The following is a 26,400-nucleotide window of genomic DNA, read 5'->3' on the forward strand; positions in this document are numbered from 1 at the left end:
AAATATATCTTATTTCCCGGGAATTGTCAATATCTTATATCCCGCTCAACGACAATATTTTAGCGGCGTTTTAGATTGACGCTGGCGGCATCCTGTGCTAAAAATAATATCCTTATAAGCAAAGGAACAACCTATGCCAAAAGAAAGCGGAAAACCTTCGGCCTGTAAATCCACTAACGAAATACTGGACTGGGCGGATAAAAACAAGATGGAAACGGTTTTCTACCGGGCGAAGAAAGTAAAACCCTGCCCCATCGGTGCGACCGGCAGCTGCTGTAAAAACTGCGCCATGGGACCCTGCCGCTTCAACCCGAAAAAGCCGGATGAGGTAAAAGGCGTCTGCGGGGCGGATATCAATACCGTTGCCGCGCGCAACTTCGCCCGCATGGTTGCTTCCGGCGCGGCATCGCATTCCGACCACGCCCGCGAAGTCGCCCGGACTTTTACCGCCGCCGCGCGCAGCGAAGTCCCCGGCTACGAAATCAAGGACAAAGCCAAACTAAAACAAACTGCTTCTTTCTACAATATCAAAACCGAAGGGCGAACGGATAACGAAATCGCCGAAGAGCTAGGGGAGAGATGCCTGGCTGAATTCGGACAGCAGTCGGGCGAGCTCCAAATGGCAAAGCGCGCCCCGGCAAAACGGCAGGATCTCTGGAAAGACTCCGGCGTCGCCCCGCGCGGAATCGACCGCGAAATAGTCGAAATGCTCCACCGCACCCATATCGGGGTGGATATGGATTATAAAAATATCATGCTCCAGGCTTCCCGCTGCGCCCTGGCAGATGGCTGGGGCGGCTCGATGATTGCCACGGAACTGCAGGATATCATGTTCGGCACGCCGGTTCCACTGCGCGCCAAGGCGAATCTCGGCGTCCTTAAAACCGACCAGGTAAATGTCATTATCCACGGGCACGAGCCGTTACTCGCGGAAATGATTGCCCGCGCCGCCAAAGACCCGGCTCTCATAAAACTCGCAACCTCAAAAGGCGCCAAAGGAATCAACCTCGCCGGAATGTGCTGCACCGGAAATGAAATACTCCTTCGCCACGGAGTTCCCATGGCCGGTAATTTCCTCCAGCAGGAACTGGCGATACTCACCGGCGCGGTCGAAGCCATGATTATCGATGTCCAGTGCGTCATGCAGTCCCTGCCGGAGCTGGCCAAATGCTTCCATACAAAAATAATCACCGCCTCGCCCAAGTCAAAGATAGCCGGTGCGGAGCATATCGAGTTCAACGAGCACGACGCGCTGAATATCGCCAAGAAGATGCTCACCGTGGCGATAGAAAACTATCCCAAACGAGGCAAGGTCCTGATTCCCAAAAACGAAGTGGACTTAATCGCCGGGTTTTCCCACGAAACTATCAATTACATGCTGGGCGGCTCTTTCCGCTCTTCCTACCGCCCGCTTAACGACAATATCATCAACGGCAGGATACGCGGAGTGGTCGGGGTGGTCGGCTGCAATAACCCGCGCGTCCAGCACGATAAATCCCACATAGATTTAGTGAAAGAACTTATCGGCAATGATATCCTAGTAGTGGAAACAGGCTGCGCGGCAATCGCCTGCGCCAAGGAAGGATTGCTTATCCCGGAAGCGGCAACCCAGGCCGGCAAGGGACTGGCTGAAGTCTGCTCCGCGGTTGGCATGCCGCCGGTCCTCCATTGCGGCGCCTGCGTGGATAACAGCCGCATCTTAATCGCCTGTTCGGAAATGGTCCGCGAAGGCGGACTTGGAAACGACATCTCCGACCTGCCGGTGGCAGGCTGCGCGCCGGAATGGATGAGTGAAAAAGCCCTTGCCATCGGGCAGTATTTCGTCGCCTCCGGAGTCCTGACGGTTTTCGGAGTCACTTGGCCGACCCTCGGCAGCCCGACGCTTACCAAACATTTATTCGAAGATTACGAAAAAATATATAAAGCAAGGTGGGCGTTTGAAACGGATGCCGGCAAAACAGCCGCCCTGATTATCGACCATATCAATAAGAAACGCGAAGCGCTCGGCATCTCCAAAACGCAGGAACGAAAACTCTTTGATATGGAAGCCCGAAGGGCGTTAGATGTTTAAATGTTCTAGTGTTTTAGCGTTATAGTGTTACAATGTTTTAATGTTGGAGTGTTTTATGGGAATAAAAAGATTTGAAGATTTAGAGGTCTGGCAAAAATCAATGGAACTGGTGAATAAACTCTACGCCTTAACAGGCAAAAGCTCTTTTAAGGATTACAGCTTACGTGACCAGCTGCGCCGCGCGGCGGTTTCCATCCCTTCCAATATTGCCGAAGGATTCGAACGTGGTTCCAATAAAGAATTCATCCAGTTCTTGTTTATAGCCAAAGGCTCAGCTTCCGAAGCCAGGACACAGTTATATATCGCACTTGAACAAAAATATATCAGCAAAGATGATTTTACCTCTGCGATAGAATTAGTTACCCATATTTCAATTATGCTAAAAAGGTTTATTGATTACTTATGCAAAAGCAGTATTAAAGGGGAAAAATTCAGATTGCGTAATTAAAGAGTTACAATGTTAAAATGTTACAACGTTTTAGTGTTTAGAGATATCAACAAAACAATTTAATATTAAAACAGCGAAACTCTTTAGCATTAGAACAATAAAACTCTCTAACAATGTAACAATAAAACATTCTAACATTGTAACAGAAAGTATCGTATGTCAAAGTTAATCGCCACCCGCGCCATCCGCGGGGCGCATAAGCTGGTCGCCCGCGCCGAACGCGCGCTTGAAGATGCCTTGAAAACCCACGGGCCGGATAAAAAGGTGGAGCTCCCCAATACCGGCTATTTCCTGCCCATCTCACACGGTATACTCGGGATGGAAATCACCAAAACCGCCCAGCTGAAAGAACTCCTCCAGGAAGCCAAAAAACTACTGCATCCGGTGCCCGATGAAAAGGTCTGGGTGCCCTACCTCGGCCATACATTGGATTGCGGAATGGCAACGCTCTTCGCGGATGAAATAATAGAGGCGATAAAATATATCGAGAAGCCCCCGTATATCGTCGCCGAGAACTGCCCGGAAGAAGGCGATTTCTGGCTCGGCGCGGCGGATGACGTCATTATGCGTAAGCGCGGAATCGAATTCGTGGACGGCACCGCACCCGGCTTCGCCGCCTGCCTGGGCGCGTGCCCTTCCAGGGAAATTGCCGTAAAGGTCGCCCGCGAACTCCAGGAAAAGAATTTATATGTGTTTATTTCAGGGTCCAACAAGGTAAATGCCCCCTTGCCTGACGGCAAGGGACTCCCGATTAATTCCTCCGGAAAAACTGAATGGGGTATGGCCAATCAACTGCGCGAATCAAAGGTCCAGATGGGCTGGGAAACGCGTTTGGTTCCCTTTGGGAGCGATGTCACCGCCACGGTCCACGCCCTTGGATTCGCCACGCGCGCGGCCCTCTCTTTCGGCGGGGTCAAGCCGGGCGATTTCCGCCGTATCCTTAAATATAACAAGATGCGCATCTTCGCCTTTGCCTTGGCATTCGGCGAAGTGGATGACGAAAAGCACGCCCAGGCGGCCGGCGCCATCAACTTCGGATTTCCCACCATCTCGGAAACGGATATCGGGCAGATTCTCCCCAGCGGCGTCTGCACTTACGAGCACGTCGTCTCTCCGGTCAAACCGGAAGAAATGGTCCAGAAAGCCATCGAGGTGCGCGGTCTTAAAATACAGATACATAAAATACCCATCCCGGTTGCCTACGGCCCGGCGTTTGAAGGCGAGCGCATCCGCGGAGAAGATACCTACGTGGAAATGGGCGGGAATAAAACCCCTGCCTTTGAATACGTCGCCATGAAAAACCCCAAGGAAATAACCGACGGCAATATAGAAGTCATCGGGCCGGAAATAACCGACCTCCCGGCCGGAAGCAGTCTGCCAATCGGCATCGTGGCGGAAGTCGCAGGCAGAGAGATGCAGGAGGATTTCGAACCGGTCCTGGAACGCAGATTCCATAACTTCATAAACGAAGCCCAGGGCATCTTCCATATGGGACAGCGCGATATCAACTGGATTCGCATCAGCCGTGAAGCCAAAGAAAAAGGATTTAAGCTCGCGCACCTGGGCACGATTCTCCACGCCCAGTTCCATACGGAATTCGGCTCGATTGTGGATAAGGTCGAAGTGAAAATATACACCAAAGAAGCGGACGTCATCAAATGGCGGGAGATTGCCAGGAAAACCTACAAGAAGCGCGATGAGCGCATCGGCTCGATGACCGATGAATCCACCGATACATATTATTCGTGCCTACTGTGCCAGAGCTTCGCGCCCACCCACGTCTGCGTGGTCTCGCCGGAGCGGACGGGGCTGTGCGGCTCTTATAACTGGTTCACCTGCAAGGCCGCTTACCAGATTAATCCGCGCGGGCCAAACCAGCCTGTCCCTAAGGGCGAAACGCTCGACCCAATCAAGGGGCAGTGGAAAGGCGTGAACGATTTTATCTATCAATCCTCAAGGAAGGCGCTTTCTTCGATGAGCGCTTACAGCATATTATCGGAACCGATGACCTCCTGCGGATGCTTTGAATGCATTGCCGCGGTCCTGCCGCTGGCAAACGGGATTATGAGCGTGAACCGTGAGTTCGCGGGTATGACGCCTTCGGGAATGAAGTTTTCAACTTTAGCCGGAACGGTCGGGGGCGGACAGCAGGTCCCGGGCTTTATCGGGCACAGCAAACGTTATATCATCAGCAAGAAATTTATATTGGCGGAGGGCGGCCTGAAGCGCCTCGTCTGGATGCCCAAGTCTTTGAAAGAAGACCTGAAGGAACTGTTTAACCAGCGCGCCGAGGAAATCGGCATGCCGGATTTACTGGATAAGATTGCGGATGAAACGGTGGCGACGACGGAAGAAGAAGTCGTGGCGTATTTGACCAAGACCAACCATCCGGCACTGAGTATGCCGCCGCTGATTGGGTAAAAAGAAACGGTTATTGCTGGCTGGCGCGTAAGGAAAAGGTCTGCAAGGCGTGCGTCCAGACGACGAATTACGTCTACCTGCCCGAACGCAAACAGGCGCGGGTGTGAGAAATAGAAAAATAGGATGTGTCCCGAATACAGGCGGTTTGGTATGTGATCATTACTAACCACTCCCTCCATACTATTATTCGCTTGACCCCCCTGCCTTTTGCGGGAAAATCTTGGAATTCCATGAAAATTTCTCATATTTCTCCTCCAGCTCGTTTATATTCATATTTACACCCTTTTTCATTGGTCACTGTTCATTGGAAACTGGTCATTTACTGACCGTTCCCTTTAATCCTGAAACCATTAATCTTTTAAGCTTTATTTGTGTCGTCTCGGTTTTATCTCTTGACAAGTCCTGGAAACGAGATATAATCGTCTTGGGCGAGAAAAAACGATTCCTATATCACCGGGAATAAGTCATTAAGAATAGATACTATGATTTTAATTGATGAAAAATCACGGGACAGAGTTGAATTTGCTTTAGATGAATTAATAAAACTAACTAAGATATCTTCACAGGGCAGCATAGAGCATACTGACAATTTTAAATACCTCCAATGTTTATATATTTTATCGCATGCAATTAAAATTGATGTAATCAAAGAATACGATTTTAAAGAAAACCTAATACGTACGAGTTTTAATATCTTCAGAAAAGATAATAACCTGTCGTTTAATAGATTCAAAGAGGTTATAAAGCAACAGATTAATCAATCACTAAACGCAAGTAAAAAGAGTTTCCATGTTTTATTCCAACTTAATATAAAGCCAGATATGTTCAACCGGAAAAAGCTTTATAGCATATGTGGCGATAAAATACATTGTCACACATGGAGATATATAAATAGTAATTTTGCTTTTGATAAATTTACCAAGGACGCAGAATATCGGATATCAACTTTTCGGTCTATTAGCTTAGATGATTTTGCATGGTTTGAAGTTATCGGGGAAGGAAAGCATATTGGAGAATGTTTTTCATCCGCGTATAAAAAGTTTGAATTATTTCGTGCTATTTTAAATTTTAGCAATAACGCCTACGTTATTCATAATCAATCTGGTGATAGAAGTTACCTTAATTCGTTTTTGCCCTCGCCCTTTTACGTAATTTTTAATCCTGATAAAAGCTATAATCAGTTTAGATACGAATTAACCGAATTTAAATATAAAACAGTTAATTTGATGATACACTTTAAGCCCACTGTTTTTAAAAAGTTATTGGCATTATTTTTAATAAAACCATCGGAGGATAGCTTGAAATGGTTAATATTAGAAGCTGTTTCAAAATATGGGACTTCATTAGACTCGTTAGAATGGGATACAAATTTCCTTAAACTGTGGCAGGTATTAGAGCTGATTACTTTTCAATCCGAGAAAACGTCTATAAAAAATGTAGGGGATAAAATCAAGCTGATTTTTGGACAACAAAAAATATGGAATTATACAATAGATATTATGTGTGAACTCAGAAATTCTTTAGTGCATAAAGGAAATTTTCCGGGAGAGGGATTGGGTAAGTTAAATATCTTAAAGTTTTTGGTTGAAAATTGTATATTCCATTTAATTCAATTAAGTCATCATTTTAAAAGCGAATCTGATTTGGAAATGTTTCACCAATTACTATCCCAACCATCAGGTAATTTAAAGAAGCAGATTAACATAGCGAATAAAATTATAAAATTTAGAGGAACGAAAATCAAAGCGCGCAATGCGAATTAACAATTATTATGAAAGGAATAGTTGCCCAGACCGTAACATACTGTGCCTGCTAATATTTGATTTCTCCATTATCTCTTGCCTCGTTTTCTGGATTCATTTTTGCATAGGTATATACCACCGTTACTATCATGGAGTCCCTCCGCATCTAAGATGGAGTCCCACCGCACTTAAGATGGAGCCTCTCCGCATTTGAGATGGGGTCTCTCTGCATTTGGAATGGAGTCCCTCCGCATTTGGGATGGGGTCTCTCCGCATTTAAGATGGAGCCTCTCTGCATTTGAGATGGGGTCTCACCGCATCTGAGATGGGGCATCACCGCATTTAAGATGGAGCCCCTCTGCATTTGCCATGGAGTCCCTCCGCATTTGAGATGGGGTCTCACCGTATTTATGAGTAGTTAGCCCTAAGTTTAGGGGGGAGTAGCACCACCCCCCTGCCTTAAAACCTACTTATATTCGTTTTAATCCGCGTTTAATTCGTTTTTTAGGATTAAGGAAATGTTAGTTTATTATACCTCCGCGCTGAAGCGGCCGATATTGCCGTGCTTCAAATTCCGCTTGTAAACCCTCATAAAGAAATAATACGCCGCCGCCAGATATGCCAAAGCCAATGCCGTTCCCCCTGCCAGGTTAGACGCTACCCGGGCGCCGAATTCGCCACCTTCGAATATTATCCGCATGCTTTCAAAGACATAGCTCGCCGGAATCAGCCCCGCCACCACCTGAAGCGCGTCCGGCAAGACGGATATCGGATAGAATACCCCAGCAAAGATGGACATGATAAACGGTATCGGCCAGCCCAGCCACTCCGCCGCCGGGCCCAGCCTGAATATTACACCGGTAATAAAAATCCCCATCGCTACCCCGAAGACAAAGAGAATCATGATAAAGGGCAGAATCATCACGCCGATGATAAAGAAATTGTATCCGAAGCCCGCGCCGGCAATGAGTATCATGATAACAAACCCGATGAGCGCCGTAACGATACTGGTGATGACCAGCCCGGCCAGGTATTCGCTGATTTTAAGGGGCGAGGCGAAATAGTTGAAGAAGTTCTGGCTCCAGATATCTTCCAGGAATGCCATCATGATGCCCGCCTGCACCCTGCCCATGAATTCCCAGAGGATAATCGCGCCGAGTACCACGGTGACAAATCCGAAAGTCGCCTGCCCGAACGTCCCCAGATATTTGCTGATAAACCCCCACTGGATGACGGAAAACAAGAGCCAGACGAACATGCCTGCCAGCCGGATGGGATTCGCTTTGATTAAATAAATCTGCCGCAGGAAAACGGCGTAAATCCTGGTTAAGTTCATGCTTGTTTCTCCAAAGTCAATGGCTCGCGCGCCACGGTGATAAACAGTTCTTCCAGATTGCTTTTATTGTGCTCTGCCGGCAGCGTCCGCGGATTCCCGGAAAGCAGGATGCGGCCGTGGGAAAGGAAAAGGACGCGGTCGCATACCGAGGAAATCTCGCCCATGTTATGGGAAGTCCAGAGAATCGCCGCGCCGGTTTGGGCGACGTAGTCTTTTATCCGGCCGCGGATAAGCTGGGCGATGCTCGGGTCTAAGGACGCGGTCGGCTCATCGAGCAAGAGCAGGCGCGGGCGGTTGATAATTGCCTTAGCTAAATTAAGCCGGCTGGCCTCTCCGGAAGAAAGCACGCCGGTTTTTGTATGGGCGAATTGTTCCAAATCGAATTCCTTTAAAAGCGAGCGGCAACGCTCCTTAAGGCGCTCCACCCCGTAAAGCAGGCCGAAGACATGCAGGCACTGGGAAACAGTCAGGTTTGCCGGCATATGGGCGTAAACCGCGGAAAAGTTCATGAGCTTAAGGAGTTCCGAGCGGTGCTCGGCAAGGCTTTTCCCCAGAATCCTGATAACGCCTGAGGTGGGCGTGAGTATCCCCAGGAGCATATTGATGGTGGTGGTCTTGCCGGCGCCGTTGGGTCCCAATAGCCCGATAATTTTCCCGGGTTCAAGGGAGAAGGAAATATTATCCACCGCCTTCAGTTCCCCGAACTCCTTGGTGAGATTAGAAATCTCCAGCACTTGTTCAGCAGGCATAGTTATAGGATTGTTCAATTGTTTTAATGTTGTATTGTTAAATTGTTAATCCGGAACGCTAAAACATTGTAACATTGTAATCCCGCTCCTCCCGTCTTGCGGGATGCGGGGACGTCGTCCCGATGAATCGGGACTCCGCATTGGAACTCCGGCTTTATTCTTCCTTCTTCTTGACGATGATTTTCTTTTCGTCGTCAATCTCAAAATCGACAAAGACCGTCGGCAGATGCTTTTTCAATATCCGCAGTATTTCTATGATGGCATACCGTATTTCCCATTGCGCATGGCGGTGGCCGCGCTGCTGGATGATGTGTTTCCACTCCCTTAGATTCGCCGTGACAATAAGCTGGGTAGTAACCGCATTCGGAAGGACAAAGCGGGCGTCTTCCTTCTTGATGCCTTTTTTCTGCAATGCCGTATATGCTTGCCGCGAATGCTCCATGAATTCGGCAAAGAGGGCATGGCATTCCGGGTCGGCGGCTATGGACGGAGGCTCCACATGGTAAAACTTGCTTTCATCCACATAGCGCTGTGATTGCTGGGTAAATGAGCACAGGCGGTGGCGGACAAGCTGGTGTGTAAAGGCGCGCGAAACACCGGAAAGGCGGAAGGTCGCCACGGCGTGTTCCAGGACGGAAAGATGCCCTTTTTTGACGAGCATCTTGATGAATACCTTTTCCGTATCACGACCTTGCTTTTCCTGGGAAAGGTAAGCGGTCCTGCCTGCAGTTTCTATCAGGCGCTCCGCGTCCGGCGTAATGGTCAATAATTCCACTTTCATAATATGGTTTTTATTATACTCCTGCCGGCCGAATAATCCATAAATAAAATAGTTTATTTAATGAATAATCCCCTTCTCTACGTTACGGGGACGTCATCCCGCCCTTAAAGGACTTTCCTCTGCGTGGACTATAGCCTTTGGTCGCAAAGCGGGATTCCAGACCGTTACATTATTTAATGCCGTATTGTTGCTCCGGAACAATAAAACGATGAAATATTAATGGAAAAGACCTTGCAAATTATTCCGCCCCTGGTATACTATTTAACACTGGAACGACATGAAACTGAAACCAGAAAACTGCACCCTGTTCTGTAAGAATGACCGCCGATGCCGGGCTATATTCGATAACATGACCAATGCCGTAGCGGTCTACACAGCAGTGGAAAATGGAAAGAATTTTGTCTTCAATGATTTCAACCGGGCGGCGGAAAGAGTAGAGAAAATCAAAAGGGAAAAGGTAATCGGGCGGAAAGTTACGGAGGTCTTTCCGGGAGTAAAGGATTTCGGTATCTTTGCGGTGTTCCAAAGAGTCTGGCGCACTGGTAAACCGGAGCATTTCCCGGTTTCCCTGTATAAAGACGAGCGAATCGTCGGCTGGAGGGAAAATTATATCTTCCGGCTAAACTCGGGTGAGGTCGTGGCGATTTATGAGGATATCACCGAGCGCAAGCAGACGGAAAAGCACATCCAGGAGCAAAGCAAGGCGCTCGAACAAAAGAATATCGCCTTAAAAGAGGTCATGGAACAAATCAGCGTGGAAAAGAACGAGCAAGCCAAAAAGATAACCTCCAACCTGGAAAATATCATACTACCCAAGCTGCGCCGGCTGAAAGCAAGGGCATCGGAAACCCAAAAGAAACTCTGCGAAAGCATGGAAAAGGATATAAAAAACGTCGCTTCGGACTTCGGAATAAAAATATCGGACAAGCACATCGCCCTTTCCAAAAGGGAACTGGAAATATGCGCCATGATTAAAGACGGCTACAAGAACAAAGACATCGCCGAGGAATTGCATCTTTCCACCAAAACCATCGAGACCATCCGCAAAAGCATCCGCCGCAAGCTCCATATAAACAATAAAGCCGTTAATCTCCAAACCTACCTCCAGACCCTCTAAGCCCCTCAATCCCATAGTGGGGCCAAGGCAATCGAAACGCAATGAATTGATTTTAAAGGGAGTTACCAGGTATATAATATACCCATTATTAGCCTGTTTTTACCCAAACTACATTTTTTGACAATTGCACGGTTTTATTATATAAATAAAACAGTTCATGGATAAAGAGGGGAACGGCTTGATTCAGCATCTTTGAAGAATTCAGCTTTGAGTATGCACCATGCGTTCCACCCGTGCTGTTTCCCTCTTTCCTTTATCCCCTTTCCTTTATAATTATTTCAAGCATAATGGCTTCCTCAACTTTTTTAGTTTGGCGGTTTGATTTGACTTTTCTCCTTTGCTTTGGTATGCTCCTTTTTATGATTGCGAAAGATTTGCGCGCACAAAGGGTCAGGAATCTCCCGCCTTACATATTTGACGAGCTGGACCGAGTAAAGCATAAACTCGTTTCGCAGGGAAAAGACTTGATAGACCTTTCGGTAGGCGACCCGGATATGATGCCTTCCAGGTTTATCATTAACGAGCTAAAAAAGCATTTGAGCGACCAGAAGGTCTACCGCTACCCGCCCTACCAGGGAACCAGGAATTTCTGCCAGGGGATTAGCGCCTGGTATAAAAAAGAGCTTAAGGTAAATATCAATCCGGCAAACGAAGTCTGGTCTTTAATAGGGAGCAAGGAAGGGATTTCGCACCTGGTGATGGCGCTGGTCAATCCGGGCGATACGGTACTCCTGCCCAACCCGTGTTTCCCGATGTATGTTTCATCCGTTATCTTAGCCGGCGGAAAAGTTCACTTTATGCCGCTGCTTAAAGAGAACGATTTCCTACCGGATTTATCGTCAATCAGCCCCGCGGTCTTGCGTAAAGCCAAATTGATGCTTTTAAATTATCCGAACAACCCGACGACCACCGTGGTCACAAAAGAGTTTTACCGGGAGGCAATCCGTTTCGCGAACCGGCACGGAATCGCCATCTGCCAGGACGCGGCATACAACGATATTTATTTCAAGGAAAAGCCGGTATCATTCCTGGAAATCCCGGGCGCCAAGGAAGTGGGCGTAGAAACGCGCTCCTTCACCAAGATGTTTAACGTGGCGGGCTGGCGCATCGGATGGCTTGCCGGAAACGAGCGTATCGTGAAGGCCGTCGGTCAATTGAAGACTAACGTCGATTCAGGTCTTTTCGTGGCGTTCCAGAGGGCGTGCATCGCGGCGCTCTCCAAAGGGATGGGAGAAGTCGCGCGTGTACGCAATATCTACGAAAAACGCTGCCAAATGCTCTCCCGGACAATGCAGGACATCGGATGGGACGCTCGAATGCCGCAGGCAACTTTTTACCTCTGGGTGCCGGTGCCGGATAATAAAGGCTCCATGGCGTTTTCCAAGGAGCTCCTGAAACGGACCGAGATTCTGGTGACTCCGGGAATCGGTTTCGGCAAATATGGGGAAGGTTATTTCCGGGTATCGCTGACCGTTTCCGAAGCCACATTACAAAAGGCGATAAAAAGGCTTAAAGGTTTAAATGTTTAATGGAACTAATCATTGCCACGCGTAACAAAGGTAAACTAAAAGAAATACAAGCGATTCTGGGGAAAAGCGCCAATCTGATATCACTCGATAAAATCCCGAACGCCCCGAAAGTTAAGGAAACAGGGAAGACATATAAAGCCAACGCCTTAAAGAAAGCGAGGATAATATTCCGGAAAACCAGTTTGCCGACCCTGGCGGAAGATTCCGGGCTGGAAGTCAAAGCGCTAAGAAATAAACCGGGCATTTATTCGGCGCGCTATGCGGGACCTAATGCTGATAGCAAACTGAATAATAAAAAACTCTTGAAAGCGCTGGACGGAATCCCTTTAAACAGGCGACAAGCGCAATACAGATGCGTGGCGGTATTTATAAACAAGCACGGAAGGATAAAAACAGCGGAGGCTGTTTGCAAAGGAATCATAGCGCTGGCGCCTACCGGAGGAAAAGGATTCGGCTATGACCCGTTATTCATCCCGAGAGGGTTCGATAAGACATTCGGCGAGCTGGCGGAAAAGATAAAAAACCGCATCAGCCACCGGGCAAAGGCGATCAGGAAATTGCGGATTTAACCTATTAATTATAGAAAGGAGCAAACCCTATGAGAAAGACACTGATAATGGCGGGACTGCTGCTGGTTTTGGCGATGTGCTTTGCCATCACCTGCAAGAAAGAGCCTGCGGAAAGCACCACCCCTGTAACGGATAAAAGCACGGAACCGGCGGTAAAAAGCGATGTGCCGACCACCAAAGAACCGCTTCCGACAGAGAAAAGCGGAGATATAAGCTCGCTGGTCGCCGGCAACACCGAATTCGCGCTCAATCTTTATGACTACCTGGCGGGACAGGAAAAAGGCAATATTTTCTTTTCGCCTTACAGCATTTCCACGGCGCTGGCAATGACCTACGCGGGCGCCCGGAACAAGACCGAAGAGGAGATGCAATCTACGCTTTGCTTCCCGGAGGAATGGAAGCAGGAAAAGCTGCACGCCGCGTTTGCCGAACTCTTGAACAGGACAAAACCGGGTAAGGATTCCGGATACCAGCTTTCCGTCGCCAACGCGCTCTGGGGGCAGAAAGGCGTTCTCTGGCTTAAAGGGTTCCTGGCCGATTCCCGGAAATATTACGGAGCGGGGCTAATGGAAGTCGATTATGCCATGGACAAGGAAAAGGCGCGGCAGGAAATCAATGCCTGGGTGGAAAAAGAGACCAATGACAAAATCAAGGAGCTTATAAAAGAAAACATATTGACCGAGCTGACCAGGCTGGTTTTAACCAACGCAATATATTTCAAGGGCACCTGGGCGGAAGAGTTCGATAAAAAACTCACCAAGGAAGGCGAATTTTACGTTTCCCAGGATGAGAAAATCATGACGCCCATGATGCACAAACAAACAGAATTTAACTATTTCAAAAACGACACCTTCCAGTGCCTGGAAATCCCTTATAAAGGGAACGAAATCGCCATGGTGGTATTGTTGCCCAAAAAGGGCACGGAGCTTTCGGAATTGGAATCCTCGCTTGATATGAAAAGCCTGGCCGAAGGGCTGAAAAGCCAGGGGAAAACAAAAGTCCATGTCTCACTGCCCAAGTTTAAAACGACCTGCGAGTTTGAGCTTTCGGACCCGCTTAAGGAAATGGGCATGTCGGATGCTTTCAGCATGACGGCCGATTTTTCCGGCCTGAACGGCAAGAAAGATTTATATATTTCTAACGTGATTCACAAGGCGTTCGTCGAGGTAAATGAAGAAGGCACCGAAGCAGCTGCGGCAACCGCCGTGATTATCGAGACGAAAAGCATGCCTCCGCCGCCGGAGTTTTTCACAGTTGACCGGCCATTCATATTCTTTATCAGAGACCTAAGGACCGACAGCGTGCTTTTCCTAGGAAGGATAACGAACCCGACCAAATAATCAACATAAAAAACCTCTCATCCTGCCTGAAAACGGGATGAGGGGTTCTTCTTTTAGCAAGCGGGAACTATTTCCACCAACGTAATTTCGAAAATCAAGGCCTTGCCGGCCAGAGGGTGATTGCCGTCAAAGGTGACGCTGTCTTTGGTCAGTTTGGTCACTTTAAAACCAGCGCGTCTTCCATCCGGCTGGGTAAAATACACCATTTTATCAAGCTCCGGCTTGATATCAGAAGGAAGCTCTTTGAGCGGAAAAGTTGCCACCCTTTTTTCGTAATGCTGCCCATAGGCTTTTTCCGGAGGGATGGTCACGGTTTTAGTCTCGTTCAGATCCATCCCGAGGACGCCTTCTTCAAAGCCCGGCACAACCTGCCTGGCACCGAGGGTAAATTGCAGGGGTTCGCGTTTTATAGAACTGTCAAAAACAGAACCGTCTTGGAGTTTCCCTGTATAATGGACCTTAACGGTATCGCCCCTTTTTGCCTGTGCCATTATTTTTTCCTTTTAATTACTCGTAGCAATTTGTTTCTTCTTCATCGGTAAAGGAAGCCCTGAACTGGTCATATATTACCGTAGCAACATGCCTGGCTAAACCGGCTTTTATTGCTTTACAAGTTATTTTATAAACCAGTTTATCGCCCACGGCTAAAATAGGGATGGTTTCAAAAACAACTTCACCGGTAATGTTATCCAATTTATAACCTGAAGGACCGTCTGCATTGCTGAACTCCATCTCCGGAGGTATTTTACTTTTTAGAATTATATTAGTGAAAGCGCTGGTCCCTTCATTACGCATTTCGATTACATAGGTAGTCTGGTAGCCCACGTTAAGCGGGTCATCCGTATCATATTGCGAAATTTTCATTTCCGGAACAGGGCTGATTATCAGCGAAGCTGTCGCTTCCAAAGAAGCTATAGTCGGCGGTTCGGAAGAAAACGAAGACAGTTTAACCGAATTAACGACTCTTCCTAAATTCTTTCCGCGAAGTTTTAAGAAAAGCTCGGTTTTTGCCTTGGGTGCGATATTATCAAGCCGCCAGGTAACGCTTGCCGGAAAGTCATCTTTTTTGGGATTGAATACCCCGCGCGGCGAGGATTCAATATATTCCAAAAAATCAGGCACTGTATAAACAATCTGGATTTCTTTGGCCGAACCATCTCCGTTGTTATTTATTGTAATTGTATAAGATATTGCTTTATTAAGATAACAAATCCGTTCGCCTCCAATTGAAAGCTTAAGCTCAGGCGCTACGACTTTTATCGTAAAACACAGCTGATATTTAAATTCCCTATTGATATAAAGTTCTGCCTGCGAGGTAAAGATGCCGGTCCCAATGGTGCCCAGCATATAAGTAATTTTCCTGGTTTCATCCGGTAATAAATCGCCTAAATCCCATCGGAGAACCGTTCCTCCTGTAATATCATTATATTTCATTCCGGCAGGGATTTTATCCAGGAGAACAACATCTTTTACGATTGACTTGCCGGTATTGACAACAGTTAAAATATACGCGGCGTTCTGCCCGAGCCTTACTTCTTCCGGACCGTCTTTAATAACGGAAACCTGGGGTTCGTCAGGCCTGGCAGTGGTATCCACCGAAGGATTATTGTTTTGCGTAGGCGAGGAAGGAACCTGGTCGTTCGGCTGCATCGAAACAGATTGATCTTGCGGCTCTTTGGGAATTTCTTTCTTACAAGAAAATAAGGCTAAAACCACCAGAATCAATATCGTCCATTCAAAACATTTCATTTATCGCCTTTTTTATCTTCCAGATTTATTCGGGCGTCTTTGTCACCCAAATGCTGTTTGATGGCAAGCTTTATAAGTTCTTGAAGCTCTTCCATAGTTTTCGCTTCGGCACAGCATCCTTTCAATTCGGCAACAGAAGCGATATAGGTGCCATCTTTTGTCTGTTCGATAACGATGGTAAAATCTTTATGTGTTTTCATGTTTAATCCCGCTTTATTTCATCCTTAACTTTTTTAAGCACTTCTTCCACTATTTCTTCGATATGCGGCTTGACCCAATCATTGTGTTTAAAATAATCCTCAGTTTTTGCCGGCGTAGCCAGGGCATCGATGATTTTAAGAATCCCCCAGGCGATAAGAATAACAGGCCAATCGCGTGAGAACTCAAAAGAAAAGCCGGCTATTCCATAGTTTGCAAGCAGGATATACAATCCTATTAACATGAGGGAAATAGCCCAGAAAACTCTTTTTATCTTGTGTCTTGGTGAAAAAATACACATATTTTTGTTTTCTCTTTAAACACTAACGCATTATTTTATTATTACTCAACGTGATAATCAAGTAATTTACTGCTCTTAATTAATGTAACAAGCTAACTGATGCGTTTTTTGTTCTTGACAAAACCGACTATTTCAGGTAAAACTTAAAAGCGATGTCGACAAAACTTATTTATATGGACCATTCAGCCACCACGCCGGTTCATCCGGAAGTGCTGGAGGCAATGAAACCGTATTTCATGGAGAAATTCGGCAATGCCTCCAGTCTCCACCAGGCAGGACGTATTGCGCGCGATGCGGTCGAATCCGCCCGCCAGAAGATAGCCGATTACTTTAAATGTGAACCAAAAGAAATAATATTCACCAGCGGAGGGACGGAATCCGATAATTTTTCCGTCTTTGGGACGGCACGCGCCAATAAGGAAAAAGGCAGGCATATCATTACTTCCAAAATAGAACACCACGCCATTCTTAATACTTGTCACCAGTTGGAAAAAGAGGGATTCGAAATCACCTACCTTCCGGTGGATGGACAAGGGACGGTCTTACTGGAAGAATTGAAGAAGACCATAAGGCCGGAAACCATCCTGATTTCCATCATGCACGCAAATAACGAAGTCGGAAGCATCCAGCCCATCGAAGAAATTGGCAGGATTGCGAGGGAGCATGAAATTATATTCCATACGGATGCGGTGCAGTCCGTGGGGAAGATTAAAACAGAATTGGATAAATTACCTGTGGATTTAATGACCTTTTCCGGACATAAATTATACGCCCCTAAGGGAATTGGAGGATTATTTATCCGGCATGGAACAAAAGTTACTCCTATCCAGTATGGCGGGCATCATGAATTTCGCAGGCGTGCCGGGACGGAAAACGTGCCGGGTATCGTTGGGCTCGCCAAGGCGATAGAAATCGCAAAATCTAATCTTGATGCCGAAGGCAGGCGCTTAAGCTCGTTGCGCAACCGCCTTGAAAAAGGAATTGTCGATAACATAGAAGATATCCGGATTAACGGCGCCGCAGCAAATAGACTGCCCAATATGCTTAATATTTCATTCAAATATGTTGAAGGGGAAGGCATTATTCTCAATCTGGACAGTTTCGGGATTTGCGTATCTTCCGGCTCGGCCTGCACCTCGGAAAGCCTGGAACCATCGCACGTCTTAAGCGCCATGGGAGTGCCGGTCGCCGAGGCGCACGGTTCGATCCGCTTTTCCCTGGGAAAAAGCAATACCGAAGCGGATATCGATTTTACCATCGAATGCATGATGAAAATCATTTCAAAACTGCGCCAGATGTCGCCCTTATACCACAAGAAATAAACATGCCAGAAACTTACGATATCATCATACTCGGCGGCGGCCCTTCGGGCCTGACTGCCGGGATGTATGCCAGCCGGGCATTGTTGAAAACAATACTCCTGGAAAAACTTTCGCCAGGCGGCCAGATTGCCCTGACCGATAAAGTGGAAAACTACCCCGGGTTCCCGGACGGCGTCAATGGTTATGACCTGGCACAACTGATGGAAAAGCAAGCCAAAAAGTTCGGGCTGGAAATCGCCAATGCCGAGGTAAAGAAAATAGAAAAGGACAACGATACATTCCTAATTAAAACAGATTCCACGGAATACCGAAGTCTGGCTGTGATAATTTCCACCGGTGCTATGCCACGAACACTCGGTATTACAGACGAAGGAAAATTTACCGGGCACGGAATATCTTATTGCGGGACTTGTGATGCACCATTCTTTAAAGGAAAGGAGGTAATCGTTGTGGGCGGAGGGGATACGGCGGTTGAAGAAGGGCTTTATCTAACCCATTTTGCCAACAAGGTTACGTTGATTCACCGCCGCGATAAACTGCGCGCCACCCCCATTATCCAGCAAAAGGCTTTTGCCAATCCGAAAATGCAATTCATCTGGAACGCCACAGCCGAAAGTATTTTGGGTAAAGATAAAATAACCGGACTTAAAATAAAAGATGTAAAAAACGGGGCAATCAGGGAACTGCCCGCTGAAGGGATATTCGTCTTCATCGGCTATATTCCTAATACTGGTTTTCTCTCCTCCAAGATAGAGTCTACCTTAAACGGAAAAGATTTTCTCAAGCTGGATGAAGACGGCTACGTAATCGCGGATAGCGAGATGCGAACATCCGTAAAAGGCATATTTGCCTGCGGGGACGTTATTAAGAAAAGCTTACGGCAGGTGGTCAATGCTTGTGGAGAGGGAGCTGTGGCGGCAGTTAATGCCTATCATTATATTGAGGAAATAAAAAACCACCCCGAATAATTTCCAGGGTGGTTTTAATTCTAAGCAAAAATAGATTGTTTAATGCCCTTCGACAATTCTTATCCTGTAATAAACCTCCAGTGTAAGAATAGCGATAGCAGTCGAATAAATCCTTCCGACTTCAGGGCTCCAGCGATCAATCGGATCCCAACTTCCGTTTGCACAACCGTCGCTTTTAGTTTTCTGGCTCTTGATAACCACCGGAAGCATTTCTTTTTCCCATTTACCCCAGCAAGAACCTTTAGGCCCGTCAAACTGGTTTAAAGCATAGGAGCCGTAGAACCAATAATAATAATCTATTTTACCGTATTGATTGGCATCCCATTTTGGAAGGTTGCCGCCCTCTACCAGCATCGCAGCACTATTGGCAATTACCGCATCTTTTCTATTCTGCCCCATAAAGATACGGCACATGATACCGACGGCCGTTAACGAAGGCGGAGTATAAAGTTGTCCGCTATCCCATTTTTCTTTTTCTGAACCGAGGATAGCAACATTGCCTCTTTCACGGTATCCGACGCCGCCGTAGCCAAGGTCGGTAACATCATCCAGATGCGCTTTTACGCCGTCCCAAACGGTTTGCGGGACTTTAATCAATCCCCCCTCTTCGGCGGTTTTTAGCGCCATCATACACCAACCACTGACCGACATATCGTTATCACCGTCTTTCGGTTTATAACGCCATGCCTTGCCGTCGTTCTGCGAATCGATAATGCACTGGACTCCTTTAAGGGCGGTATCTTTGAATACATTTACAGCCGGTTCACCCTTATCTTTCATGACGCAATAAAGGTCGGACATGCCGTATGAACAAGTTCCCTGATTATACATAAATTTAAGCATGGAATTTTCACCATACATTCCGTTTGCCTTTTGAATTCCCTTAAGATACATAGCGGCTTTACGCACGGTATCGCCGAATTTTATTCCGCCAAAAGTATCACGGGGCCCGATTGAACCGGGGCTATAATTCGCTCCGGTGAAAGCCAGGAGAGCCAATCCGGTGAGCCCGACATCAAATTCAGTCTGACCGGTTCCACTGCAACGGCCTCCTTTGCATTGATTCTGGAAAGCGGTAGCGCCCCATGAACCATCCGGATTTTGGTGCCTGGCTAACCAGTAAAGCCCGGCCATAACCGCGCTTTCATTCCTGCCGCCACCACCCTTTGCGGCTAAATTCCGGCGACCGCCACGGGGACCACCGTAACGACCACCCGCTCCGCCACCTACTCCCATCATATCATAAACACCAGCCCCTTTAAGAGGCTTATCAGAAACGAAATCATAGCTATCGCCTTTAGATTCATTAAAATCCTCGTCGTCGGCTGTTTCGTTATGGTCCGATTCCTCGGCATCTTTCCAGACAGGATCTGTTTCCGATACCTGGTCATCCTTAGGCGGTTTATTATTTTCGATCACGTCGCGTGGAAGTTCCATATCCAGTTGTTTTTCTTCCACCGGTGGAGGCAGTTTAATCGTTTTAATTTCCTCCGTTTTGACAACCGGTTCAGCTACGATCAGAGCTGCCAAGATAACGATACCGAAAACGTGGACAAAAAGTGAAATCAACAATGGAATCCCCATGGTATTAATAGTCGATTGCAACCAAGCGCCGAAATCAATCTTTTGGGTTACCAGTTGTTCGGCTAACGACCCTTCTGCAATTTCCACTTCATCCTGTGATGGATCCTTCGGAATGTTTTGTCTTTGAGTTACCATATCCGCCTCCTTTCAAAACTCAATTTTAACACGTTTTTATCAGTTTGTCAAGCTCTGAACGATTATTCCTTGTCATCCCTATATATATAAACGTATAAAAACGTGATTGGTTCAAAAAATCTTATAAAACCCTAGAAATATTTTATACAACAAAAAACCCGGGATCCGGCTGTTCCGGTTTTCCCGGGTTTTACTTATTCACCTAAAAACAATTACCAATCCCAGTTTTCCTTTTCGCCGAGTATTTGTTTTAATCTTTCCCCGACAATCTTTTCCTTTTCGGACTTCCTTTTCCTCATTTTTTCCTTAAGCTTGTTTACCTCTTCTTCCATCCGCTTGATATCGTCTTCCCTGCCCTGCTCCATCATATCGAACGCTTCCCCCAGCAAAGTTGCCATTTCCGCCTTAACGGTTTCCTTCTCTTTATCATCCTTTGACTGCCGGTATTTATCCGCCAGCTCACGTATCCTGCGTTCTTTTTTCTGCTGTTTAGCCCACTGCTCATACCGTTTCGGGTCGCGCTTTTTCATCTCTTGCACCTCCTGCATCTCCCTTGAATGCTGGCGCAATATCTGCAAATACATTTCATGGTCCTCATTTTTAATCTTTCCCAGTTCCTCGGCCACTTCCGGTCGGAATTCTTTCAGGAAAGCCATGACGTCGTCCGGGCTGAATTTTTCCATCGGCATCATCTTATCGTCCGGAAGTTGTGGAAAATCATCAGCCGGTTTCTTTTGGGTCGGTTTATTTATCTCCGGTTTTTGCGGGCGTTTCTTATTATCTTCGGGCTTTTGCTCTCCGGGCTTGTTTTTCTTTCGTTCATTCATTATCCGCTCGAATTCTTTGGGAGCTTCTTGCTTGAGCCTTTTCAGCATCTGCATTTCTTCCCACGATTGTTTTAACAATTTTTCAAACTGTTCTTGATTTTCCTTTCGCAATTTACGCAGCATCTCCATCCTTGACGGGTCGAATTTGTTGTAAAACTCCTCTATCTCACCCAAGTTAATCTTCTGGGGCTCCTTGGGGTCTGGCTCCGGCTCTTCCATATCATCAATGCCCTCTTCATCTTCCAGTAAAAGTTCGTCATCCAGAGACAAATCATCATTCATAAAATCCTCGTCATCCAGCTCGTCCGACTCATCAATTTCGGGCTGGGCAAACGCATCTTGAACCGCCCCCAGGCAAAGGAGCATAAAAACCGCCGCCCCTGCCAGCCATATCAGTCCTTTTCCCATAAGCTCTCCTTTCTATACATAAATATTACCCGCGTCCCGGCGTATGCTGGGACGGGGTATCGCTCAATAATTTTTAATACCGCAGTAGAGCTTCACATTTCTTCTATCTGTTCATTAAGCTCGTTGATATTGTCTTCCATCTCGTCCAGGAATTCATCCCATTCGGTTGATTCCGCGCTGAGCGTTGCCTTTTCAAAAGAGGCTATCTTATATTTTAAGAGTGAAATTTCGCTGTCAATCCCGTTTTTCCATTTAAGGCCTTCCTCGCTTGCCGACTGCATCAGTTGTCCGTTCTTTTCGTAATCATCCGGTTTCGGAACGGAAAGCAAAAGCGCTATCAGCAATGCCGCCGCCGTGCTCAAACTCGCCCAAAAGACCCGCTTTATGGAAAAATCGCTTCGGTTAATCATCCGCCTGATTTCCCGGGCGCGCTCCGGCGAAGGCGACATGACGCCGGCTGATTTAATCCTATCAATGATCGCCCCGGCTTCTTCCATCTCTTTACGGCATACCGCACACATGGTAAGGTGTTTTTCGTACGAGGCAAGTTCATCCCCAGAAAGCTCTCCCGAATAATAAAGCAATCCATATTTAGTAAATTCAGCGCATTCCGCCATATTGCCCTCCTTTAACGCTTGTTTTCCAGTTTTTCCAGTTCGTTATTGAGCCTCTCGGTCTTTTTATCTATCTCGGCGTATTTCTTGTCTATTTCCGCCTGTAAGGAATCGACTTTGTTATCCAATTCCCTGCGTTGTTTTTCCAGGCTTTCAAGTGCATCTCGTATTTCCAGGGAATGTTCGCGGGGTGCTTTTGCTGTTTCTTTGGCTACCTCATGCCATTTTTTAAGCTCTTCCATTTCCGTGCGAACAACTTTCTCCCTTTTATTCAATTCATCCATTTCCCGCTCGGAATGTTCTTTCATCATATTTGTCCTCTGCTTCAATTCAGTCTTTTGCCGGTTGATTTCCTCCAGTTGGCGGTTAAGCTCGTTAAAACGCATCCTCGCCTCGGTGTTTTGCTCTTCCATGTGCTTTTTCTTTTCACTCTCAATCGCGTTATTAATGCGTTTAAGCTCGCCTTTCAGCCGCTCGGTTTCCTCTTTGGCATCCGGGTTTTTAGAAGATTCTTTAAGATGCATTTCAAGTTTTTCTTTTGCCTCTACAAGCTCTCGGAAATGCATATCGCGTTTCTCCATCTCCATCCGTTTCTGCTTTTCCATTGCCTGGTGATGGCGCTCGGACACCTTGTGCATTTCCTGATCAATCCTCTCTTTCTCGTGCTGGAGTTTATTAATCTCGTTATCGATATCCCTCGCTCTGGCATTCAGTTTATCCATATGCTGTTCCACGCCCGACGGATTTTCTTTAACCTTGTGCGTTTCTTTCTCCGGGGCTTTCTTTTTCACTTGCGGAGAATGCTTCGGGTTCCCTTTTACCTCTTCCGTTTGTGAACAGCCCGCCGCGATAAAAAGACAGAGGCCTATTGCCAGATACGCCAGATTAATTTTCCTTTTCATGCTTTTTTCTCCTTTTATAAACACAATCCCGGTTATGATTTTATTTCTTCCTCCCCTCTTTCGGAGTAGCATTAACCTTGTCCAAATCCACCGGCTCAGCTTTAGGGGTGTTTTTCATCATCTCCAAACGCTTCGCCAGAATCGGCGCCATCGCCGGGTTTAAAATAAAATGCCCGATCTTGCCCACTCCACCGCGCCTGGTTTTTTCCAACTGCATAATCTCTTCGCGCAAGTCTTCCCCTTTGAGTTTCTTGCCTCTTTCCATATATTTAGTCGCCATATCCGGCGCATTGAGTTCGAATTCCACATCATCCATATTTCTCACTTCTTCAATAAGTTCCAGGAAACATTCTTTTTCCTCTTTATATTCATCCTGGGTTAATTTGCCGATATGCTCCTGGAGCATTTCCAGGTGTTTCCTGACGATTTTATCTTTATCTCGTTCAAACACCTCGTCCGGAATCTCCCTAATCCGCTGGAAGAGATTCATGAGCATCTCGTTATCATTCGCCTGTCCGGCACGGACCGGGTCTTTTAGGTTCTTTGGAGGAATCAGGCAGGGATTAAAGGTGTTTATTATTTCCAGCTGCGCCCGGGTCAGGATTTTCTCCGCCTCTTTTTCATAGCCCGGCAATTTTGACTCAAACTCCTTTTTCAACTCTATAATCTGGCGTTCCATCCGAAATGCCTTCTGCTCAATATTTTCAGGTATGCCCTGGTTTTTCTCAAGCGCCTCTTTAAGCTTCTGGTAAGCGGTTAACACTTCTCCGGCCAGCTCGTTTGCTTTGGATTCATATTCTTTACGGAGATTATCCGCTTTCTTATTCAGGTCGATTAGTTTGGGGATTTGCGTATCGGTAAGATTCAATCCGTTAACCAGGTTCAACAGCATGATTTCTGTGAATGCCTGCTGGTATTTCTGCTCAAAGTTAAGCGATGCAGCCGAAGCAGATTCTTTATCCGTCCCGCATTCGGTTTCGTTGTGCTCATCGCATTTTCCACAATCGCCCCAGCCCGGCAACGCCACCAAGACGGCTAACAATATTACCAGCCATAATCCATTTAATCCTTTTCTCATAGTTTTCTCCTTTCGCATTAAAACGCCTTTACTCTATAAACTCTCCGAACTCGTAAGCCTCTTTAAACTCTTTACGGCGTAATGCATCCTGCCCAAAACGGTATTCAGGGGGCAATCTAAAATCCCGGCGATTTCCTTAAAGCTCATATTACCATAAACCCTTAAAAGCACAACCTCTTTCTGTTCAGCCGGAAGAGCGCCAAGCGCTCTTTCAATCGCCTTCATCTTCGGATTCTCCGCCGCAATGGTCTTATCCGCCGCGCAATCAAGCGAATTATCCAGCTTTACCGCGGTATGCCACTTGGAGCCTTGCTTATCGCGGCAGAGATTGACAGTTATCCGGTAAAGCCAGGCGGCAAAAGAGCCATCCCCGGCGGGCGAAAAAGACGCGGCGTTTTTAATCACCTTCTCAAAAACCTCCTGCAGGATATCCTCTGCCAGCGCCCGGTCACTGGCCAGGCGGGCAATATAGTTAAACAATGGCATCTGGTATCTCTCATACAGTTTCTCAAGGGATTTTTTATTGCCCCTGCTGTATTCGCCTATCAGAATCTCATCAGGCTTTTCTGCCATTTAATGCTCGCTGTATTTAAAACGATTGATAAGACGAAAATATTGTATATTTTTATTTTTAGTTGTAAAATAAAACCATCATGACAGAAGATACGATAATTGCCGTGGCAACACCTGCCGGCTATTCGCTCGGGGCGGTTATCCGCCTTAGCGGTCCTTTGGCGCTAAAGCTCGTCCGGAAGGCATTCCGCCCGGCAAACGCCCTGCGCCTTAACCGCCGCAGTATTCAAGGCCAGCTTATTTTGGAATCTCCGGGCGTGCGCATTCCCGTTACATTATATATAATGAAAACCCCCGGCTCTTATACCGGGGAGGATATCGCGGAAATCCATACCTTTGGGGTGCCGCCGCTCCTTAAGATACTCCTCGATTATTTCATCTCCAAAGGCGCGCGTTTAGCCCAGCCGGGCGAATTCACCCGCCGGGCGTTCCTCAATAACCGGATGGATTTAACCCAGGCGGAATCGGTCCTGGCTATCATCAAGGCGCGTAACGACCGCGAACTCTCCATGGCTGTCAATCAGCTAAAAGGCGATTTCTCCAATGAAACCCACTGCCTGAATAAAACCATAAAAGACCTCTTAAGCCGCCTTGAGCTCTCGCTTGATTTCTCAGACCAGGATATCGAAATTATTAAGGATGGCGAGATAAGGAATTCCGTTGATAAGCTGATAAGGGAAATATCCGGCTTACTTAAAGGCGAGCAATCGAAAACCGTATTCAAGGAAGGCATCTCTCTGGTTATCTGCGGAAGGCCCAATGTGGGGAAATCCAGCCTCTTTAACCGACTCTTGAAAAAAGAGCGCGCCGTGGTCATGCCGCTTGCCGGCACCACCCGCGACGTTATCGAAGCGGACTTCAAAGTAAAAGGCCATGGCTACCGGCTCTTTGATACGGCAGGGCTGGGCAAAACAAACGATAAAACCGGCATCCAGGAAATCGCCGCCCGGCAAACCAAAGGGGTTATCGGTCAGGCGGATATGTTCTTATTCGTCATTGACGGGAGTCGGCAGGTTTGCGATGAAGACCTGAAAATACTGCGCCGCCTGCCGCCTGAAAGGGTCTTGCTCATTATCAATAAAAGCGACCTCGCCCAGCCTGCCTCGCCGTCAGGCGGGAAGGCAACTGATGAATCCGTGCGGCGTAAGTTAAAGTATAAAGGCATCATCTGCCGTGTTTCGGCGCTTAAGGGGAGCGGAATAACAGAACTGGCTAAACATTTGAAAGGCTTATTGAAAGAGAGTAAAACGGATAAGTCATCGGCTCCCTATATCATCAGCGCCCGCTACCGTGAAAATCTAACACGTGCCTTGGACGCACTGAAGCGCGCGAAAAATACACCGTCAACAGAACTCGTTGCCTTTGAACTGCGCGAGGCATTGAACCATATCGGAAATATCACCGGGGCAACTACGCCGGAGGATGTGTTGAATAATATATTCGCCAGGTTCTGCATAGGAAAGTAACACACCCCCACCCCCCCTCTCCAGAGGGGAGTTTTTTAGTCCCCTCTAATAAGAGGGGATAAAGGGGTGTGTGATTAAAGCGATACGGCTTTTATTTATTGACGCTGTGATAAAAAATCGTATCTTATAGAGAGTTTTAAAGAATTGTCCCGACCCCGCAAAGCGGGATCGG

At 47.0% G+C, this 26,400-nt stretch carries 24 protein-coding genes; 11 read left to right on the forward strand and 13 right to left on the reverse strand.

From position 1 onward, the window contains the following. The first annotated feature begins 133 nt into the window (after positions 1-133). The 4 genes from cooS (at position 134) to HY811_02645 (ending at position 6,703) form a co-directional block, all read left to right on the forward strand. Positions 134-2,071: an anaerobic carbon-monoxide dehydrogenase catalytic subunit gene (gene cooS / locus HY811_02630; GenBank protein ID MBI4833703.1), complete on the forward strand. Its 1,938-nt coding sequence runs from the start codon at positions 134-136 to the stop codon at positions 2,069-2,071. A 55-nt stretch (positions 2,072-2,126) separates the two neighbouring features. Continuing rightward, positions 2,127-2,519 (forward strand): four helix bundle protein, encoded by a 393-nt coding sequence (locus tag HY811_02635; protein MBI4833704.1) that lies wholly within the window; start codon positions 2,127-2,129, stop codon positions 2,517-2,519. Positions 2,520-2,675: 156 nt separating this feature from the next. Further along, complete coding sequence (gene cdhC, locus HY811_02640; protein MBI4833705.1) at positions 2,676-4,940, forward strand: CO dehydrogenase/CO-methylating acetyl-CoA synthase complex subunit beta; 2,265 nt, start codon at positions 2,676-2,678, stop codon at positions 4,938-4,940. A 482-nt stretch (positions 4,941-5,422) separates the two neighbouring features. Next, a complete protein-coding gene (locus tag HY811_02645) occupies positions 5,423-6,703 on the forward strand; it encodes a hypothetical protein (protein ID MBI4833706.1) in 1,281 nt (426 codons plus the stop codon). A 508-nt stretch (positions 6,704-7,211) separates the two neighbouring features. Here the strand turns inward: HY811_02645 and HY811_02650 are convergent. From HY811_02650 to thyX, 3 genes are all read right to left on the reverse strand, one after another. After that, entirely contained in the window at positions 7,212-8,018 is an 807-nt protein-coding gene (locus HY811_02650; protein ID MBI4833707.1) for an ABC transporter permease, read from the reverse strand. Further along, entirely contained in the window at positions 8,015-8,767 is a 753-nt protein-coding gene (locus HY811_02655; GenBank protein MBI4833708.1) for an ABC transporter ATP-binding protein, read from the reverse strand. The genes HY811_02650 and HY811_02655 overlap by 4 nt, the downstream gene beginning before the upstream one ends. 154 nt (positions 8,768-8,921) lie before the next feature. After that, entirely contained in the window at positions 8,922-9,548 is a 627-nt protein-coding gene (gene thyX, locus HY811_02660) for an FAD-dependent thymidylate synthase (protein ID MBI4833709.1), read from the reverse strand. A gap of 277 nt (positions 9,549-9,825) precedes the next feature. On the opposite strand from thyX, the gene HY811_02665 reads away from it, so the two are divergent. From HY811_02665 to HY811_02680, 4 genes are all read left to right on the forward strand, one after another. After that, on the forward strand, positions 9,826-10,665 hold the full coding sequence (locus HY811_02665; protein MBI4833710.1) for a PAS domain-containing protein: 840 nt from the start codon (positions 9,826-9,828) through the stop codon (positions 10,663-10,665). 359 nt (positions 10,666-11,024) lie between these two features. Further along, positions 11,025-12,194 carry an aminotransferase class I/II-fold pyridoxal phosphate-dependent enzyme gene (locus HY811_02670; protein MBI4833711.1) on the forward strand — a complete coding sequence of 390 codons (1,170 nt, stop codon included), beginning with the start codon at positions 11,025-11,027 and terminating at the stop codon, positions 12,192-12,194. Next, positions 12,194-12,763 (forward strand): RdgB/HAM1 family non-canonical purine NTP pyrophosphatase, encoded by a 570-nt coding sequence (rdgB, locus tag HY811_02675; protein MBI4833712.1) that lies wholly within the window; start codon positions 12,194-12,196, stop codon positions 12,761-12,763. Before HY811_02670 ends, rdgB begins: the two co-directional genes overlap by 1 nt. 29 nt (positions 12,764-12,792) lie before the next feature. Beyond that, entirely contained in the window at positions 12,793-14,103 is a 1,311-nt protein-coding gene (locus HY811_02680; GenBank protein MBI4833713.1) for a serpin family protein, read from the forward strand. Positions 14,104-14,156: 53 nt separating this feature from the next. Here the strand turns inward: HY811_02680 and HY811_02685 are convergent, their stop codons facing one another. From HY811_02685 to HY811_02700, 4 genes are read right to left on the reverse strand one after another with little or no spacing between them, the layout of a single operon-like run. Next, positions 14,157-14,594: a peptidylprolyl isomerase gene (locus HY811_02685; GenBank protein MBI4833714.1), complete on the reverse strand. Its 438-nt coding sequence runs from the start codon at positions 14,592-14,594 to the stop codon at positions 14,157-14,159. 16 nt (positions 14,595-14,610) lie between these two features. After that, positions 14,611-15,852, reverse strand: coding sequence for a DUF11 domain-containing protein (locus HY811_02690; protein MBI4833715.1), 1,242 nt, complete (start codon positions 15,850-15,852; stop codon positions 14,611-14,613). After that, entirely contained in the window at positions 15,849-16,052 is a 204-nt protein-coding gene (locus tag HY811_02695) for a type II toxin-antitoxin system HicB family antitoxin (protein MBI4833716.1), read from the reverse strand. The genes HY811_02690 and HY811_02695 overlap by 4 nt, the downstream gene beginning before the upstream one ends. Before the next feature lie 2 nt (positions 16,053-16,054). Further along, positions 16,055-16,294 carry a hypothetical protein gene (locus HY811_02700; protein MBI4833717.1) on the reverse strand — a complete coding sequence of 80 codons (240 nt, stop codon included), beginning with the start codon at positions 16,292-16,294 and terminating at the stop codon, positions 16,055-16,057. Between the two features lie 209 nt (positions 16,295-16,503). On the opposite strand from HY811_02700, the gene nifS reads away from it, so the two are divergent. Both nifS and trxB read left to right on the forward strand, forming a co-directional pair. Continuing rightward, positions 16,504-17,673, forward strand: coding sequence for a cysteine desulfurase NifS (gene nifS / locus HY811_02705; protein ID MBI4833718.1), 1,170 nt, complete (start codon positions 16,504-16,506; stop codon positions 17,671-17,673). Positions 17,674-17,675: 2 nt separating this feature from the next. Further along, a complete protein-coding gene (gene trxB, locus HY811_02710) occupies positions 17,676-18,641 on the forward strand; it encodes a thioredoxin-disulfide reductase (GenBank protein ID MBI4833719.1) in 966 nt (321 codons plus the stop codon). Positions 18,642-18,680: 39 nt separating this feature from the next. Here trxB and HY811_02715 read toward each other — a convergent pair whose 3' ends face one another. The 6 genes from HY811_02715 to HY811_02740 form a co-directional block, all read right to left on the reverse strand. Beyond that, entirely contained in the window at positions 18,681-20,360 is a 1,680-nt protein-coding gene (locus tag HY811_02715; GenBank protein MBI4833720.1) for a hypothetical protein, read from the reverse strand. A gap of 212 nt (positions 20,361-20,572) precedes the next feature. Next, positions 20,573-21,595, reverse strand: coding sequence for a hypothetical protein (locus tag HY811_02720; protein MBI4833721.1), 1,023 nt, complete (start codon positions 21,593-21,595; stop codon positions 20,573-20,575). A 92-nt stretch (positions 21,596-21,687) separates the two neighbouring features. After that, positions 21,688-22,212 carry a hypothetical protein gene (locus HY811_02725; protein MBI4833722.1) on the reverse strand — a complete coding sequence of 175 codons (525 nt, stop codon included), beginning with the start codon at positions 22,210-22,212 and terminating at the stop codon, positions 21,688-21,690. A gap of 11 nt (positions 22,213-22,223) precedes the next feature. Next, positions 22,224-23,111 carry a hypothetical protein gene (locus HY811_02730; GenBank protein ID MBI4833723.1) on the reverse strand — a complete coding sequence of 296 codons (888 nt, stop codon included), beginning with the start codon at positions 23,109-23,111 and terminating at the stop codon, positions 22,224-22,226. Positions 23,112-23,151: 40 nt separating this feature from the next. Next, a complete protein-coding gene (locus HY811_02735) occupies positions 23,152-24,189 on the reverse strand; it encodes a hypothetical protein (protein MBI4833724.1) in 1,038 nt (345 codons plus the stop codon). A gap of 33 nt (positions 24,190-24,222) precedes the next feature. Continuing rightward, positions 24,223-24,762: a sigma-70 family RNA polymerase sigma factor gene (locus tag HY811_02740; GenBank protein ID MBI4833725.1), complete on the reverse strand. Its 540-nt coding sequence runs from the start codon at positions 24,760-24,762 to the stop codon at positions 24,223-24,225. A gap of 80 nt (positions 24,763-24,842) precedes the next feature. Here HY811_02740 and mnmE point away from each other — a divergent pair, with 80 nt between their 5' ends. Then, positions 24,843-26,228, forward strand: a complete 1,386-nt coding sequence (gene mnmE, locus HY811_02745; GenBank protein MBI4833726.1) for a tRNA uridine-5-carboxymethylaminomethyl(34) synthesis GTPase MnmE — start codon at positions 24,843-24,845, stop codon at positions 26,226-26,228. Positions 26,229-26,400: the final 172 nt, after the last annotated feature.

Source organism: Planctomycetota bacterium, assembly GCA_016207825.1.
GTDB lineage: Bacteria > Planctomycetota > MHYJ01 > JACQXL01 > JACQZI01 > JACQZI01.

Coding starts and splice junctions, on each gene's coding strand:
- HY811_02665 (MBI4833710.1), top strand. CDS start 9,826: ATGAAACTGAAACCAGAAAACTGCACCCTGTTCTGTAAGAATGACCGC.
- HY811_02685 (MBI4833714.1), bottom strand. CDS start 14,594: ATGGCACAGGCAAAAAGGGGCGATACCGTTAAGGTCCATTATACAGGG.
- thyX (MBI4833709.1), bottom strand. CDS start 9,548: ATGAAAGTGGAATTATTGACCATTACGCCGGACGCGGAGCGCCTGATA.
- nifS (MBI4833718.1), top strand. CDS start 16,504: ATGTCGACAAAACTTATTTATATGGACCATTCAGCCACCACGCCGGTT.
- HY811_02650 (MBI4833707.1), bottom strand. CDS start 8,018: ATGAACTTAACCAGGATTTACGCCGTTTTCCTGCGGCAGATTTATTTA.
- rdgB (MBI4833712.1), top strand. CDS start 12,194: ATGGAACTAATCATTGCCACGCGTAACAAAGGTAAACTAAAAGAAATA.
- HY811_02725 (MBI4833722.1), bottom strand. CDS start 22,212: ATGGCGGAATGCGCTGAATTTACTAAATATGGATTGCTTTATTATTCG.
- mnmE (MBI4833726.1), top strand. CDS start 24,843: ATGACAGAAGATACGATAATTGCCGTGGCAACACCTGCCGGCTATTCG.
- HY811_02700 (MBI4833717.1), bottom strand. CDS start 16,294: ATGTTAATAGGATTGTATATCCTGCTTGCAAACTATGGAATAGCCGGC.
- HY811_02715 (MBI4833720.1), bottom strand. CDS start 20,360: ATGGTAACTCAAAGACAAAACATTCCGAAGGATCCATCACAGGATGAA.
- HY811_02645 (MBI4833706.1), top strand. CDS start 5,423: ATGATTTTAATTGATGAAAAATCACGGGACAGAGTTGAATTTGCTTTA.
- HY811_02690 (MBI4833715.1), bottom strand. CDS start 15,852: ATGAAATGTTTTGAATGGACGATATTGATTCTGGTGGTTTTAGCCTTA.
- HY811_02735 (MBI4833724.1), bottom strand. CDS start 24,189: ATGAGAAAAGGATTAAATGGATTATGGCTGGTAATATTGTTAGCCGTC.
- HY811_02740 (MBI4833725.1), bottom strand. CDS start 24,762: ATGGCAGAAAAGCCTGATGAGATTCTGATAGGCGAATACAGCAGGGGC.
- cooS (MBI4833703.1), top strand. CDS start 134: ATGCCAAAAGAAAGCGGAAAACCTTCGGCCTGTAAATCCACTAACGAA.
- HY811_02695 (MBI4833716.1), bottom strand. CDS start 16,052: ATGAAAACACATAAAGATTTTACCATCGTTATCGAACAGACAAAAGAT.
- cdhC (MBI4833705.1), top strand. CDS start 2,676: ATGTCAAAGTTAATCGCCACCCGCGCCATCCGCGGGGCGCATAAGCTG.
- HY811_02730 (MBI4833723.1), bottom strand. CDS start 23,111: ATGAAAAGGAAAATTAATCTGGCGTATCTGGCAATAGGCCTCTGTCTT.
- trxB (MBI4833719.1), top strand. CDS start 17,676: ATGCCAGAAACTTACGATATCATCATACTCGGCGGCGGCCCTTCGGGC.
- HY811_02720 (MBI4833721.1), bottom strand. CDS start 21,595: ATGGGAAAAGGACTGATATGGCTGGCAGGGGCGGCGGTTTTTATGCTC.
- HY811_02655 (MBI4833708.1), bottom strand. CDS start 8,767: ATGCCTGCTGAACAAGTGCTGGAGATTTCTAATCTCACCAAGGAGTTC.
- HY811_02670 (MBI4833711.1), top strand. CDS start 11,025: ATGATTGCGAAAGATTTGCGCGCACAAAGGGTCAGGAATCTCCCGCCT.
- HY811_02680 (MBI4833713.1), top strand. CDS start 12,793: ATGAGAAAGACACTGATAATGGCGGGACTGCTGCTGGTTTTGGCGATG.
- HY811_02635 (MBI4833704.1), top strand. CDS start 2,127: ATGGGAATAAAAAGATTTGAAGATTTAGAGGTCTGGCAAAAATCAATG.